Source organism: Natrinema sp. H-ect4 (assembly GCF_041894845.1).
In the GTDB taxonomy this organism is placed as follows: Archaea; Halobacteriota; Halobacteria; order Halobacteriales; family Natrialbaceae; genus Natrinema.
The window spans coordinates 216,796-231,308 of record NZ_JBHDYC010000008.1; the positions used below are offsets into that span (position 1 = coordinate 216,796).

Consider the following 14,513-nt stretch of genomic DNA (forward strand, 5'->3'; position numbering starts at 1 on the left):
TTGCCTGTTACTCCCAATGTCACTCCGGAAGCGATACCGGTTCGAACTCTTGTAGTCCGAAGTACGTCAGTACGACAGCGCCCAGTCCGGTCAGGAGAAGCCCGCCCGCAATCAGGTCCCCGAGGATTGGAATCACTCCGATCACCTGTAAGAGCACCATGATACCAACGACTCCAAGACCGGTCGACAGTCCGACTCGTGGGATATTCAACTGTTGACCAGCGAGATATCCCAGTGCGATGATTCCGTAACCAATGGTCAACAAACCGATTAGAAGGCCGAGTATGCTCACAGGGAAGAGGATCAGGGTGAACGCCATGAAGACGAACACGGAGAGGAACGTTACGGAGAGAAGTGCTCCCACGGTGAGGCTGATCAGTGGATGATCGTGCGCGGCTGCCCCGACAGTATCGAGCAGTGGTTCATGTTTTCGGGAGAGCAACGCCCCCACAAGCGCTAGTATCAGCGTCGTCACCACGACCGGCGTATACGCGGCGATCGGGCCGGGTTCAGAGGATTCAAACGCGACAGTGGTCCGCTCCGTGATGGTTGCTTCGGCGGACAGTTCCTCGCTCCCACCGATGTGCTGGAGTTCTCCGCCGATCGCTGCACCGTCCTCGGCGACGAGTGATCCGGAGAGTTGCGTCACGTCACCCTCGACTGTTCCATGGACCCGAAACTCGCCACCGATAACGTAGACCGGACCGGACACCACTTCGCCGGCCGGCACCGTGACCGTCGCGTCCCCGACGATCAATGCACCTCGGTGCTCGGTCATCTCGTGGTCACCTTCAATAACGAACTCAGTGGTCTCGACGTCTGCCCCACCCGTCGAGATCATGAGCAACACGATTATCAAGAGCGGGATGAGTTCCAGATTCATGGCGTCATCCCTCCACGAGCCAATTCAACCATCCGATGCACGTATAGCACCACCGGCAGTGTAACGACGAACAGCAGTGCCAGCGCGTTCACGTACGTCAGATGGCTCAGCAGTGAGAGTCCGACCCCCTCGGAGTACAGCGCTAGCGAGGTACTCAAGAAGGTCGCCAGCCACCCCGCTATCCCGACACCGAGGGCCGTGTGCGTGCCGATCGTCTCGGGCGTCGAAAGATCCGGCCAGAGTGCAAAGTTGAGTGTCGTGTAGAAACTGACCGCGAGCACGTAGAACATCGGCAGTACCAGTGGTGGGGTATCACCCGCACCAAACTGAATATGGAAGACATACAGGAGGTGCGTGAACGCGAACAGGCCGAACACCCAGAAGAACAGCCAATTCCGGTCGAAATTCGTGTAGATGACGCCAGCAGCGAGCGCCCCAATGACGTGCAAGACAGCGATAAACAACCGGACGCTTAGGTCGGGGGATTGCCAGGACGTGTAGATATACAACGGCGTTTCGATGATCCGGAGAAAGCCCAAGCTATCGATGAAGAAGACGCCAAACATCAGCACAACCGGTCCCACGAACGCGAAGCTGACCGTTCGAACCGGTATTGGCCGACAGAATCGGCCAGTTCCGAACGCGTCGCGTTCGTGTTGACTGGCGAGACTATCGACGAATCGGAACCGCTTGACTGAGAGAACAGCGAGAACGAGGACAGCTGGGCCCATCATCACGCTCATGACGAGACTGAACTCGTCGATTTGCCACTCGATTGGATACAGGGCCGCGACGAAAAACGACAACCCTGCCACGATGGCAGCGACGTATCCCCGATCCCTCACAGGAACGAAATCGAGCATGAAACTGAACGACACCGGAATCCCGACGCCGAGCGCCATCGAACAGACGATCACCCAGAGCACGAACTGTTCGATCGTACTCACGTATGGGGCAGCGATCGTCAGAAGCAACTGGACGAAAACGACCAGAAAGAGCAACCGAAACTTCATGTACAGGTCCGTGCTCCATCCACGCCGATCCATCAGGACGCCGCTGGAGACGGCTGCAACGAGGGTGAAAAGCGCAAGTATGGCCATCACTATCGACACGTCCCCGGGGGACATACCGATCTCCTGTGTTCCGAGGTTGGTCAGTCCCAGTTGGACGAACGTGAGGTTGTAATAGTACCCGGCCGTGAGCGCAGACACGTAGATCAGATATCCAGTGATGGGAATCCACTGGCGCTCTCGGACGAACTCGAGGAGTTTCATGGAGTGCCGTAATCCTCTCTCTGGTATAAATATTGTCTCCAGGGATACATATTGGCAGTACTGTAACTAAAATATATTTGAGGTGTTCTCTATCGTAGCTACTGCAAGTCACTGTACACCTGATCGCACGACGGCTGTGCGATCAGTGTGTGAATCGTTTCAGTTGTTACTATAGTATCCTTTATAGAATAGCATCCACTATCTCCACTCTATGTTGAAGAACAGTTTTTCGTGACAGATCCTATTGCCTGCCCAACGAATTGACGTGGCGCAATCTCGAGAGGATTATACTAGTATAAAATAGTACTTTCATCTGGGTTATCTGTGGTTTTAGTGAGCTTCCTATATCTTCTTCGGGGGCGAACTAGCGATTGGTGAACACACATGACTCAGAATACAGCGTATAGCCAGACCACTGATGAAATCCATAAAACAGCGTCAAATAACCGGAAACGTGCAGGTGTTTTCTTCGTTGTACTTGCCGCCCAGTTCATGACGGTTATCATGCTTACAGCAGCGATGGCTCCAGACTATGACTTCAGTGGGGCCGCTATCAGTGATCTCGGCGTCATTGCCGAGACTGCGCTCGTATTCAATAGTTCGCTCGTCGCAGTCGGCCTGTGTAATCTCTGTGGCGGGTTCTACTTCTACCGGACCCACGGAAAACGCTGGCTCTTCGCCATCTTCGCACTCGCCGGTATTGGGGCGGTCGGCGCCGGTGTCTTCCCGCTCGATACCGGCGGACTCCACTCGCTGTTCGCGCTCCTCGCGTTCGTATTCTTCAACGTACAGGCCATCGGGACTGCAACTCGACTCTCGGGGATAATGCGATCCATCTCGGTCCTCGCGGGCGGTGTCGGACTCGTGTTCGTCGTGCTCATGGCGGTGGGTGACGCCGGCAACGCAGCGGCGTTCGGCCCCATCGGACACGGCGGGACGGAACGGATGATCGTCTACCCGGTCATGCTCTGGCTGGTTGCTTTCGGTGGCTATCTGCTTGGGAGTCCCGACCAACCTGTTGCAACCGCACATCGAGGCGAATGAGTGACAGTCCGATGGACTCTGTTTCGCGCCGAGACGTTCTGAGTGGACTCGCGGCCAGTGCTGCTGTCGTTTCGACGCCCGTAGCTGCCAGCACGGACACCGAGAGTAGGGCCGTTGCCCAACCTGATACGGGGCCACTCGCCGATCCGAACGCTTTCGAATCGTTTCTCGATGGTCTCGTACGTGCGCAACTCGAGGCTCACGATATTCCAGGGGCGACAGTTGCTGTCGTCGATGGTGATTCGGAGTTCGCAAAGGGATACGGCGTCAGTGACGTCAGGTCGGAGACACCAGTTCGCGCCGATGAAACGCTCTTTCGTATCGGTTCCGTGTCGAAACTGTTCACATGGACAGCCGTGATGCAGGGCGTCGAACGTGGGCGACTCGATCTCGACATCGACGTAACCCAGTATCTCGATGAGATCGACGTTCCCGAGACGTACGAGCAACCGATCACACTCAACCACCTCGGGACGCATACACCCGGGTTCGAGGATCGGGCTCATGGAACGTTCGTATTAGACGAAACCGACCTCCAACCACTGGAGCAGGCCCTTGTCGAAGAGCAACCTGCTCGCGTCCGTCCGCCGGGACAGCTTACTGCGTACTCGAACTACGGCGCTGGCCTCTCCGGTCACATCGCAGCAATCACCGCTGGGATGTCGTTCGAGAACTACGTTACTGAGGAAATTTTTGATCCGCTCTCGATGAATCGGAGCACGTTCGCCCAGCCGGTTCCGGACGGGCTCCGGGTGGATCTTGCAACGGGGTACACAGCCACAGATGACGGGTTCCGAGACGGCGACTTCGAGTTCGTCGGTATGCCACCAGCAGGTGCAATGAGTGCGACTGCGACCGACATGGCACGATTCGTCCGGGCACATCTTCAGGACGGAACTATCGATGATGACCGGATACTCCAATCAGAAACGATCGCGGAGATGCACCGCCGTCGGTTTGCCAACGACGAACGAGTGAACGGGATGTGCTTCGGTTTTTACGAGATGAGTCGCCACGGTGTACGGGTAATTGGTCACGCCGGAGACACTCAATTATTTCACAGCCTCCTTTTTCTCGTTCCCGAACACGACGCAGGGGTGTTCGTTTCATACAATAGCCCGGGAGGGATCGATGCCAGAGAGGAGTTCATCGACGAATTCGTTGAGCAGTATTTTCCCACGGAAGAGCCGTCAGTAACGGTTTCGGATAGCACACTAACGCGAGGGACCGATCTCGAAGGGACGTACAGAACGCTCAGGGTTCCGTCTACGACCTCGGAGAAATTCATCGGCGCCACCGAGACCGTCTCCGTCTCTCTCGACGATCGAGGACGGCTGATAACGACGCACGGCGACGAAACGAAACGATGGATCGAAGTGGAACCGCTCTTCTTCCGCGAAGCCGACGGTCCCGACCACCTCGCATTTGGTGAAACTGACGGAAACATCACACATCTGTTTTTCGGGAGTCGTCCAGCGTCGGCATACGAACGACTTTCGATAGTAGAACAACCACGGGTTCACGGTGCGATTGTTGCTTTCTCTGTGGTGGCGTTCGTGACGGCCATCGGTGGATGGTCTGGGGCAGCCATCTGGCGCTTATATCGTGGTACGGAACGATCTCGGGGAGACTCTCCACTCCGATTTGCACGGTGGACAGGAGGCATAGCTGCTGTCAGTTTCCTCCTGTTCGTAATCGGTTTCGCGGGAGGGCTGGCGATGCGACCAACTGCGTTTCTGTATGGAGACCGGCTACTGTTTCGCCTCCTCACTATTCCCTCACTCATCGGGGCAGTAGCGAGCGTTTTAACCGTGGTATTTGCAGGTATCGCCATATGGAACCGAGAATGGGGGCGCTGGACGCGGATTCACTACACAGTAGTCGCGCTCGCTGCAATCGCGTTCACATGGCTGCTCTGGTACTGGAATCTTCTCTGGTATCAGATGTGACCGGTATAGTAGCTACTGAAAATCACTGTACACCTGATCGAATGACTGCATTGCGATCAGCGTGTAAATCGTTTCAGTGGCTACTATCGGACGATCGCTGGCGTATCGAACTCACAGAAGAGTAGCTACCCGATTTCAGCGGGATATGAATGGGTTAGTAGGGCGATTCCAACGCACTTGGAATCGGAGCGGGGTTGATATAGGACAGGACGAACATATTCACTGTCGCGTTCCCACGGCGCGACACGATCCAATCACCACCCAACCCCATTGATCCAGTTTCTATGCCGCCAGGCGGCCATCCCCCTGTGCCTATCCGGGCGGCATTTTGAGGTTTCTCACAGCGATCAAACGCCGAGCGATAGCTATCCAATCTCGAGTGCGTCGACGGCCTCGGCGGGCTCGACGTCGTGACCGACGAGGCGATCGGCGGCCAGCTGCAAGACGTGTTCCGCGAGTTCGGGATCAGCTTGCTCGTAGTGGACGCTAAACTCAGTCAGTGCGACGGCGATCAAGAGATCTTCGCGTCTATCGGAGAGGGACATCGCTGTCGTTGGCCGCAGCTTCCCGTATAGAAACTCTCGCGTCACAAAAACGCCAGCCAGGGGCCAGCGTTGAGCCCCCATCCCCTGTAGGTGATCTGTCGCCAGGGGAGGGTCCGAGACCGGTGTGCGTGACAATTGGCTTCACGTCGGAACGTGATTCGATCTCGGAAGACGAGGGACCGTATGTCTCGTGTCGGACGGATTCTGTCAGGTAACGACTGAACCCATTCCCCTCGTCATCATCATGTTGAGTCCGTTTTCGAATAGCTCTATTGGCTGGATACGTTGGTAACAATGATGTTACCGGCAGATGATCGTAAGAGTAGCCTCGTTTACTCGTCGGCCGATTCGTCGTTCTCGTCCTCGTCCAGATGCCGTTCTTTCCGGGCGACGTCGGTAGTCGGCCAGTTCTCCCGTTGATACTCTCTAGCGTGTTCGGTGTTGACGTGCTCGAGGCGTTCGGTTGTATCGCCGGCCGTAAAGTCGCAGTCGTCGGGCGATGGACACTCGTGGATCCGAACGCTGGAGTGGCCGTTTGAGTCAGTTATCTCTGCGTAGTTTGAGAAATGGTGGTACGTACAGATACTCACTGAACGGTCAATACGAGCCGTGACAGGTCTCGTAGTCCGGTTACTGACCACGGATCGCGAAATAGTCCGTTGGAGAGACGCTCGACTAGTCGTTCTGTCTGTCTTGTCCTCTAAATTCGGTTACATATAGTATTACTCGCGTTTGTCGCACAACAATTACGTACGATTCCGATCCGCAATCAGAGTGTCATTAAAACATCATCATACTAAACGGTTAATTAGTGGTATAGCTTGGAAGAAGTTAGTGTCAACACTCAGAAATTGACAGTCAAATATATTAAAGAGATAGTGATTGTTACGACTGGGGGAAGTGAATGGGAACCAATGAGAATGCGCGAGAGAATGGCAACACGTCGAGAGGGACAGAGGATCGAGAAGTAATCGAAGAACTCCTCACGGAGACGTCGCAAGTCGTCAGTCCCGACGCAGAACTGTATTACTTTCAGATTCAATTCACCGATGACACCCAGCGAATCGCTCATCGAAAGAAGATCCTTTCTGAACTCGACAATGCGCTCGATATCTGGACTGCGCGGCCGGAAATCGAGGAGATTGGGTCGTCTGATCTCGGAATAGGGCTACTGATCGAAACGCGGATAGACCCGAAAACGATCGTCGAAGCGCTCGACAATGACTGTCTCGACACTGTTGATTATTGGACAATCGATCCAGATGCATTCGAACTCGATGTCGCTACTACCCCGAAGTCCGAGAACGAGGCCGTTACAGCCGAGTTCGACCAACTCCGCCAGCAGTATGCGGACGGGTCTGGGGGGAACGCAGGCAATCTCGGGAGCGAATCGTTCGAGTTCACAGAGCCGCAATCCGTCCGCTTTTCTGAAGACGAGATCGAGTTTGAGGAATTATTAGGCGAGACCAATGATAAGAACGGTGTCACGTCCGAGGCCCCAGCGCAACACCACCGTCCTGAGTCACTCGTCGAGGCACTCGTCGCTGAACTTGAGGACGGCGTCGCGGCCGACGATAACGCGGCGAGGCTCCGTGAACTGCTTGCCCAGAAGCAGTCATCTAACAGCATCGCAGTACGACTGGAACACGTCCAATCGCGGATGGACACCTTCACCGCATATCTCGACTCGCTCGAAGAATTCCTCGACGAAGAGGGGACGGCACAGCAACTCCTCGAAGAGCTGCGAGCCGACATCGATGGCCTCCGTGACGAACTCCAGACGGCGGCCGACGAACGGGAGGAACTCCGGAGACGAGTCGCGGAGCTGGAAACGAATACCCCTTCGACTGACGAAGTTGAAACGGAGTTCGCCCAAGTCAAGCGCAACGTGGAGACTGCGTCGACTACGTTGCAACAGGAAATCAATGACCTCGATGCGCGTGTGAAGACGATGCAAGCGGATCTCGACGAGCAGACTGCGTGGCGTCAGCAACTTCGTGCTGCAGTCACTACGACCGATTCCGACGGTGAGGTTCCTTCCGAGCAGTGACGCCGCTTGAACAGACGCAAACAACCGCGTAGTTCTCTGCCTGTACCGATCGATGTGTGCCTTACCTGTACTGAACGACAACTACGTGTGCATGCGTATCAGACGAAAGGCTGTCCTAAACCAGTGAGAGCACGATAACGACACTGCCGCCAATACCAGCAAGAAAACCGACCCCACGTGCCAGTTGCTCACCCCACGTAACCGTCCGTTCGAGCGAGAGAACAACTGCGATGAGTGCCATCCAGACGATATTCATTGAACCCACGATCATCATAAACGCGAACAGCGCCCAACAACACCCGACACAGAAGACGCTGAACTGCCAGCTCATCCGGACGGCACCGCGCACCCCCGGCCGGTACTGGCCCAGAAGGAACCCGAGCGGTGACCGACAATACCGCAGACACCGATATTTGTATGGTGAGAGCTGGTACCCCGATAAGAGTAGCAACGATCCACCCATCAGAAGCCCACTGTGGGCGTTCGCGAGACCGACAATCGGCACCAGCGCATTGACAACAAGCGGGACAACTCCTGTTAACGTCCAAACGAGTGCGTACGTCCCGATAAACGCCCCAACTCGCGTTGCTTTACCTGCGGCCGTCGTCCCCTCGAGCGTCTCGGCGTAGAGTCGGAAGAGCGGGACCGACGACGGGTACATCATGGCGACCATCATTACCCCCCACATGAGCAGGTACAGGCTGATACCAGTCACCCCATTCGAGAGCGCCATCGCCTCCGGTGCTCCCGGGTCGGACATGTGCATTTGCACACCCATCTGTCCGCCAGGCATCGGGAGCCAGCGACCAATGACTGCTGCCCACGCGAGCAGCGCGATTACGTAGGTAATGAGCGCGACAATCGGGATGCGCCGGTGGGTGATCCGATCCCGAACTGAGTCATGTGTCCCCATGATCGATTGACTATCTCGCTGTCCTACTGCCCTCAGGAGTTCGCCAATTCGAAGTCGCCGAGGTAGGCGTTGTTTCCGGAGACGTCCCACGTGAACTGGTCATCGTAGGAGACCGTGGCCGTGGTTGACTTCCCGGTCTGTACCTCCGTACTCTTCGTCAGTGGGTGGGGTGAGATCGTCCCGACTTCCTCGTTGAACCCGACCGCACCGCTCGCGTCCATTTCGATGGCATCCCCAATCTCAACGGAGAAGTCCGCACCGTCCCGCGAGAAGCTGATCGGAACGGTTGTGACGTCGGCGGATCGGACGTGTGTGTCAGCGACGGGCGCCCAGATGCCACCGGCGCGGCCGGAGTAGATGTCCTCGAGGGCCTCGCGCTGATCGTCGCTGGCTGTCTCGTCGATGAGTAACACGATGTCCCACTCCGTCTCGGGGGCGAACATGACTCCCTCATCGGTCGAAATGAGCATGCCGACATCTACCCCACTTAGGTCGACATCGCCGTAGCTTCCCTCCTCGATATGCCACGCCAATGAGACGGTACAGACGTCATCGTCCGGTGATTCCATCCATACACACTGGCATGCAACATCGCAGTTGCAGGCTTCAACGTAGTCTCCCTTGATGGTCCATTCTTGTACCATTGATGAACACCGTGATATACGCCATCAAGTAACACGATAAAGCTATCTGGTGAAAAGATACCACCTGGTGAAATCGTTGGGTTGACCTTCCTATTCACCTGTCAATGTACTCCATTAGTAATCATCCGTTCGCGTTATCTCGTCCTGTATTGAGCGATTCTGCCCACCCGATGATGGAAGAGACCGTGGTGCATTCGCGCCCTGTATCCAGCAGACGACTTTGAGTAGATTTCAGAGAAGTCAATAGCCGATCTGGCAACTGGTTCGTCTATACTGAGCGATTGGTCGCTCAAGGCCTGATATCGGAGAGTATCGGGGTAGAACTATAGTAGCCACTGAACGTCACTACACACCCGATCGCACGACTGGAGCGCGGTTCGGAGCGAGCGCGGTTCTCGCTCACTACGTTCGCTCCGAACCGCGGGGATGCGAACAGTGAGCGAAGCGAGCCGTGAGCGAGCACCGCGAGCGAGAACCGCGGACTGTGCGATCAGTGTGTAAACCGTTTCAGTTGTTACGATAGTTCAGTCCTGAGACGCTCGATTTCTGCTTCGAGTGTATCGATACGCTTGTTCTTTTGTTCGAACGTTGCCTCGAGAAATATGACTATACGGTCCTGTTGAAATTCGATTCTTTAGACATAGTATCGTCTGAAACAGTAGTTCGCTAAAGCCTGCGCTTGGCCTCAACGATTCACTCACACATTTCTTCGTCATACCGGCGGACAAGACTCCCAACGTACCAGAATTTCAATATCATAGAAGCCAATCCACCCAGCGTTGCTCTAATCGGCTGTTTCCGATAAGCGGAGACAAATGAGTAACCCGTCACCGAGATGTTGAGCAGGTTGAGTACGTTCGGATATGATACCCCAATCACACTCTGTTCTTGCTCTTCCGTCCACCACCTTTCGGCAAGCACTACTTGAGTCATCCACGCATCGTTGTTCTCCGGTGATGAGAACAGCAGCGGGTTGATCGCTGTAAATACCACCGTGATACCTGCGAGTTTCCAACTTCGATGATATACCGCATAGAGAAGGACGGGGAGCACGAGTACACGACTCCAGCCGCTTTTCGGATTCGAGTGTCGCTCCCAGAAGGGGTCCTCAAACTCCGCAAGTGAGGGCATACCTAGAGAGTAGGGTACTGGTAGCAAATAGATTCGGCATCATGTCGCCACCATAGATGGCCTGTGAACAGCCTGTACTGGCCGCAACGGGACGAGGGATGTCACTTACTGAGGATTTCAACAGAGCCGACCATACCAGACGAAACGGAGCGTCTCATCTCTTATGAGTGCGAGGACTGTCGGAACGGGTAGTACGAGAAAAAGTGACCGCCCGCCTGTCCCCGATACGTCGTCGACGACGGCGCGGAGGTGGTCGTTGCGGTCGTCTGTGTAGAACGTAACAAAGGCGAGGTCGTCACAGACCGTTATAGTAGCCACTGAAACGATTTACACACAGATCGTATAGCTGTCGTTCGATCAGGTGTGCAATGACGTTCAGTGGCTACTATAGGTCCGTGACTGCCGACGTGCCCGCAGTTCGGATCAACTCGATGAAGCGGAAACGCCAAGAAACTCGAACGGTTCAGTCTCGACGAGTTCAGTAGCGACATCGCCAGCGAAGACATTTGCCTGCTTCTCACCGAGTGGCAGCGATCGAACTCCGGCATCGGGGGCGAAGTCGATTCCATCGAAATCCAACCAGAAGACGTTCGGTGAGAGCGCCGATTCGAAGTAGTAGCGTCGATCTCGGTGATCGGCGACCGTGCGCCAACGCGTCGAGGAGATATGTGGTTCGTCCGGTGTACTGATGCCGTAGGGCACGGAAACGTTGCGGATCGCACCGAAGACACTCGCCGTTGCGGTTCGACGATTCTGGGTTTGCGGGATCGCGTCCACATAGAAACTTGCGCGGGCGAATCGGTCAGCCGGGCGATTCGTTCCCGGTAACATGACGGTTCCGCCGATCGCCGACCAGTACTCGTCGAGTGCGAGTTGCTGGTCGAACGGCGGGGAGTTCGTCATTACCTGATATTCCTGGTCGTGGTGAATTGTTAATTCGCCGTCGACGTACTCGAGGATGGCGCTGTCACCCGTGGCGTCCGAGATGGACAGGTGTAGGGTGGCGAACCGGCCTTCGTCCGGGATTTCGTCGGAAACGACGACGAAGTCCTCTTTCCGGTGGTTCTCGACCGCCTCGGCCACCGTCGCGAAGTTGTCGAGGAGGTACTGCGCCCACAGCGAGACCGCCAGTCCGGGTGTGTCACCATCCCACTCGGGATAATCAGATTCGGTGAGCCACAGGACGTTTGTGGCCAGACCCGCCTCGTTCATCCCGTCGGTCGTCGCGATGTCGTACGCCGACGCGATAACACTGCCGTACTCAGCAGTCCACTCCATCGAGGCCGGGCCGACATTGCCCGTTCGCTCCATTCCGCGTGGGAATACCCAGATGTTGGTACCAATCTCGCTGTGCCAGTCCATCGACCGAGCGGTGAGCACGATGTTCTCTGGTCCGAGATATACCAATCGGGTACACATTTACACTCTCCCTCCCGTTTCTCGGCTGTTGTACCGCATGATCTCATCGCACGTCAAGCAAGAAAATAAGTTCAGTCTAGGACCAACTGACATGTTCTGGCTGCGTAGGGCCTGGCCCTCGAATTCGGGAGGTGCTACGGGAGTACGCCGATTCCGGTGCGACCAGGGGGTCGCCTAACGGCTAGCCAGCACATCGCCCCAGCAGTCTTGTGGCCGTTCGTCCGCTCCACCTGTATTCAGGACTGATCGGAACTGGTTCGCACTATAGTAGCCACTGCACGTCATTGCACGCCTGCTCGAACGACAGTTGCCCGATCAGTGTGTGAATCGTTTCAGTGGCTACTATAGCGCCTCGGCCGCAGCGGCGTACCGGCCAGCCTGGACTTCGCCGAACGAGACGACCAGCATCGTCACCCAGGCCCCGGAATCGACGACGGCGTACGACAGTTCCGACCCGTCCACTCGGCCGTGATAGACGGGAACGCCGTCGAACGTGCCCACAGGGTACCCGAGGACGGCCGCGATTTCGTCGGGATCGCCGTCCGAGGCGTGGTCCCGTATCTCGGTGAGTGATTGCAGACTCGTCGGATCGACTGTACACGGACTGCCGTCGATATCGATCGAGAGCACTGCTCCCTCCAGCGATTCGAAGTACACAATATCGTCGTCTCGTCGTTCGATATCCATGTGTTTGGGTCTTGGACGGTCGTCGAACGATCAGCTACGGACCGTTCCCAGCAGCATCGCTCTCACTGGTCTTCCCGTTCCTGCTGATTGTGTCCGGGTCCGCCGTCGGTAGTCGAGTCCGGTTCGATGTCGGAGCCATCCGGTTCGTCGATCCCCTCCGCGACGAAGACGGTGCTTGCGATGTCGCCGTTCCCCGTCGCCTGTAGTCCCTGATCGAGGCGGGCCACGTAGTCCGCGCGGGCCCGGACATTCGCCGTCGATAGCGTGTCGCCCGCTTGCGAGAACGTTCGTTCGTGTGCGAGGTCGGCACGGAGCAGGTCCGCATCGATCGCGGCCTGGATCGAATCGTTCACGGCGTCGATGTACACTTCGATCTCCGTCCAGGGCCCCTGGCTCTTTACAGCCTCCACGATCAAGTCGGCATACACTCCTTCCAGAAACGCCGCTGGATCGTTCACGTGGAGCCCCCTCGTGAACTCGGAAGCTCGGCATCGAGCCGTCGCCGCCACTCGTCGGCACCGTCGTGGGCTGCTTCGAGGAGGGCTCGAACGTACACGGCGGCGACGAACTCGGCCGGACGCTCCGGCAGTTCTTTCGTCGCGGTCGCTTCGATCCTGGCGCTCATGATCTCGAGCCACTCGTCGAGCTCCGAAATATCGGTCTGCGTTCGGCCGACAATCGCGAGTGCCTCGGCGTAGATCCGTTCGAAGATGCCGGCTCGCTCGATATCGACCCAGTCGAGAGAGAACTCCTCGTCGAATACCGCAAGGACCTGGGTCACTCCGAACCGGACCTCCTCCGGCCGGGCGTCGGCAGCGAGTGCGAGTGCCCTGCCGAAGACGGAAGCCACGTAGACTACCGGATGGGGCGGATTGTCCGGCGCGTTCGCGGCCGTTTTGATCTGGGACAACACCGACTCGACCAGCCGTTCGTGCGTCCGTTCGCTGCCGTCAGTTCGGGTCAGCACTGCCGCCAGGATCTCGGCGTCCGTCGCCGCGAAGGCGTCGAACCAGTCCGTCTTGTCGGGCCCGTCGATGGACTCTCGACTGGTCCGAAGCGAGTGGATGAGCACTTCGATCCACTCCTGGGTACGACCTGATTCCCCGTCGGCCGCCCAGTTCCCGGCAGCCCCGCCGAATACGTCCGCCAGAAACGTAATCGGATCGTCGACCGAGTCGCTCGTGGTCGCTCTCGCCTCGATCCGATCCGTGAGGCCGGTATACCAGGTGTGCTCCCCGCGTGGTGTGACGCCGCCGTCCGAATCCGCCGATTCTGGATCGTACCCCCGAACGTGCGTCGACAGCGCACCACGATACACGTCCGTCAGATACTGCGTCGTTTCCTCGGCAGGTCCATCGGCTGCGATCCCTCGCATCACCGACGCGTCGTATCGTTCCATCCAGTCCTCGAAACCGAGGGAGGACTCGAACGGGATCGTTTCACTACCGTACGGGTACTGACAGACCTGATCCGGATCGTCGTTCTCGACCTCGCCGAAAGCGGCGAGCGCCGCTGCATGGAGACCTGCCCGGACCGTTCGCTCGTTCTCGAACGGTTCTGCACTGGCGATCGAATCAACGATCCGGTGACACCCTGCAAACAACTGCTCGGCGTGGTCGAGATCGCCGGATCGGACGACGACCCAAACGGCTTGCCCGTACGCGTCGAGGACGAACGTCTCGGGGTCCTCGATGAGTTCCGTCGCTGTCGCTGTTTGGCACACGCTCTGGCCGACGGCGTCGAGGAAAGGGGCGAACGCCTCGTCCGGACAACCGTGCTCGAACACCCACATGCCCAGGCCGGCGACGTAGACATCTTTGAGCATCACGCACTGGCTCTCCCGGTCAGTGATGTCCTGGGCTGCCTCCCTGGCGCGGGACGCGATATCGGCCACCCAGGCCGACAGTTCCTCAGCCGAACACTCGACATCCGCAACTGCCCCGAGCATGGACGCGAAACTGTTTCCGAGGATGC

At 57.0% G+C, this 14,513-nt stretch carries 13 protein-coding genes and 1 pseudogene; 3 read left to right on the forward strand and 11 right to left on the reverse strand.

Translation table 11 applies throughout. The features are described 5' to 3' along the window. Positions 1-19 precede the first annotated feature (19 nt). Positions 20-883, reverse strand: coding sequence for a polymer-forming cytoskeletal protein (locus tag ACEWFR_RS12480; RefSeq protein WP_374061335.1), 864 nt, complete (start codon positions 881-883; stop codon positions 20-22). Further along, positions 880-2,157 carry an MFS transporter gene (locus ACEWFR_RS12485; protein ID WP_374061336.1) on the reverse strand — a complete coding sequence of 426 codons (1,278 nt, stop codon included), beginning with the start codon at positions 2,155-2,157 and terminating at the stop codon, positions 880-882. The genes ACEWFR_RS12480 and ACEWFR_RS12485 overlap by 4 nt, the downstream gene beginning before the upstream one ends. 492 nt (positions 2,158-2,649) lie before the next feature. Between ACEWFR_RS12485 and ACEWFR_RS12490 the strand changes: the two genes are divergently transcribed. Then, a complete protein-coding gene (locus ACEWFR_RS12490) occupies positions 2,650-3,201 on the forward strand; it encodes a DUF998 domain-containing protein (RefSeq protein WP_374061337.1) in 552 nt (183 codons plus the stop codon). Continuing rightward, complete coding sequence (locus ACEWFR_RS12495) at positions 3,198-5,150, forward strand: serine hydrolase (protein WP_374061338.1); 1,953 nt, start codon at positions 3,198-3,200, stop codon at positions 5,148-5,150. The genes ACEWFR_RS12490 and ACEWFR_RS12495 overlap by 4 nt, the downstream gene beginning before the upstream one ends. A gap of 365 nt (positions 5,151-5,515) precedes the next feature. Here ACEWFR_RS12495 and ACEWFR_RS12500 read toward each other — a convergent pair whose 3' ends face one another. Next, positions 5,516-5,695, reverse strand: coding sequence for a hypothetical protein (locus ACEWFR_RS12500; RefSeq protein WP_374061339.1), 180 nt, complete (start codon positions 5,693-5,695; stop codon positions 5,516-5,518). Positions 5,696-6,027: 332 nt separating this feature from the next. Beyond that, positions 6,028-6,285 (reverse strand): hypothetical protein, encoded by a 258-nt coding sequence (locus ACEWFR_RS12505; RefSeq protein WP_374061340.1) that lies wholly within the window; start codon positions 6,283-6,285, stop codon positions 6,028-6,030. Between the two features lie 314 nt (positions 6,286-6,599). Here ACEWFR_RS12505 and ACEWFR_RS12510 point away from each other — a divergent pair, with 314 nt between their 5' ends. Continuing rightward, the gene (locus ACEWFR_RS12510) at positions 6,600-7,745 is read left to right on the forward strand and encodes a hypothetical protein (RefSeq protein WP_374061341.1); all 1,146 of its coding nucleotides are present in this window, start codon (positions 6,600-6,602) and stop codon (positions 7,743-7,745) included. Between the two features lie 115 nt (positions 7,746-7,860). Here ACEWFR_RS12510 and ACEWFR_RS12515 read toward each other — a convergent pair whose 3' ends face one another. The 7 genes and pseudogenes from ACEWFR_RS12515 to ACEWFR_RS12545 form a co-directional block, all read right to left on the reverse strand. Then, a complete protein-coding gene (locus ACEWFR_RS12515; protein ID WP_374061342.1) occupies positions 7,861-8,658 on the reverse strand; it encodes a DUF2182 domain-containing protein in 798 nt (265 codons plus the stop codon). A 32-nt stretch (positions 8,659-8,690) separates the two neighbouring features. Continuing rightward, the gene (locus tag ACEWFR_RS12520; protein ID WP_374061343.1) at positions 8,691-9,302 is read right to left on the reverse strand and encodes a DUF1326 domain-containing protein; all 612 of its coding nucleotides are present in this window, start codon (positions 9,300-9,302) and stop codon (positions 8,691-8,693) included. A 693-nt stretch (positions 9,303-9,995) separates the two neighbouring features. After that, positions 9,996-10,433 carry a DUF6653 family protein gene (locus ACEWFR_RS12525; RefSeq protein WP_374061344.1) on the reverse strand — a complete coding sequence of 146 codons (438 nt, stop codon included), beginning with the start codon at positions 10,431-10,433 and terminating at the stop codon, positions 9,996-9,998. 423 nt (positions 10,434-10,856) lie between these two features. Continuing rightward, positions 10,857-11,852: a linear amide C-N hydrolase gene (locus ACEWFR_RS12530; protein ID WP_374061346.1), complete on the reverse strand. Its 996-nt coding sequence runs from the start codon at positions 11,850-11,852 to the stop codon at positions 10,857-10,859. A gap of 342 nt (positions 11,853-12,194) precedes the next feature. Continuing rightward, positions 12,195-12,539, reverse strand: a complete 345-nt coding sequence (locus ACEWFR_RS12535) for a hypothetical protein (protein ID WP_374061347.1) — start codon at positions 12,537-12,539, stop codon at positions 12,195-12,197. Positions 12,540-12,601: 62 nt separating this feature from the next. Continuing rightward, positions 12,602-12,997 (reverse strand): hypothetical protein, encoded by a 396-nt coding sequence (locus ACEWFR_RS12540; protein ID WP_374061348.1) that lies wholly within the window; start codon positions 12,995-12,997, stop codon positions 12,602-12,604. After that, positions 12,994-14,513 (reverse strand): annotated as a pseudogene (locus ACEWFR_RS12545) (hypothetical protein); the annotation flags it as partial. The gene ACEWFR_RS12540 and the pseudogene ACEWFR_RS12545, both read right to left, overlap by 4 nt.

Bases quoted from the DNA above. Each gene is read 5' to 3' on its own strand.
- ACEWFR_RS12495 (WP_374061338.1), top strand. From the start codon at position 3,198: ATGAGTGACAGTCCGATGGACTCTGTTTCGCGCCGAGACGTTCTGAGT.
- ACEWFR_RS12500 (WP_374061339.1), bottom strand. From the start codon at position 5,695: ATGTCCCTCTCCGATAGACGCGAAGATCTCTTGATCGCCGTCGCACTG.
- ACEWFR_RS12525 (WP_374061344.1), bottom strand. From the start codon at position 10,433: ATGCCCTCACTTGCGGAGTTTGAGGACCCCTTCTGGGAGCGACACTCG.
- ACEWFR_RS12490 (WP_374061337.1), top strand. From the start codon at position 2,650: ATGACGGTTATCATGCTTACAGCAGCGATGGCTCCAGACTATGACTTC.
- ACEWFR_RS12485 (WP_374061336.1), bottom strand. From the start codon at position 2,157: ATGAAACTCCTCGAGTTCGTCCGAGAGCGCCAGTGGATTCCCATCACT.
- ACEWFR_RS12530 (WP_374061346.1), bottom strand. From the start codon at position 11,852: ATGTGTACCCGATTGGTATATCTCGGACCAGAGAACATCGTGCTCACC.
- ACEWFR_RS12515 (WP_374061342.1), bottom strand. From the start codon at position 8,658: ATGGGGACACATGACTCAGTTCGGGATCGGATCACCCACCGGCGCATC.
- ACEWFR_RS12535 (WP_374061347.1), bottom strand. From the start codon at position 12,539: ATGGATATCGAACGACGAGACGACGATATTGTGTACTTCGAATCGCTG.
- ACEWFR_RS12510 (WP_374061341.1), top strand. From the start codon at position 6,600: ATGGGAACCAATGAGAATGCGCGAGAGAATGGCAACACGTCGAGAGGG.
- ACEWFR_RS12480 (WP_374061335.1), bottom strand. From the start codon at position 883: ATGAATCTGGAACTCATCCCGCTCTTGATAATCGTGTTGCTCATGATC.
- ACEWFR_RS12520 (WP_374061343.1), bottom strand. From the start codon at position 9,302: ATGGTACAAGAATGGACCATCAAGGGAGACTACGTTGAAGCCTGCAAC.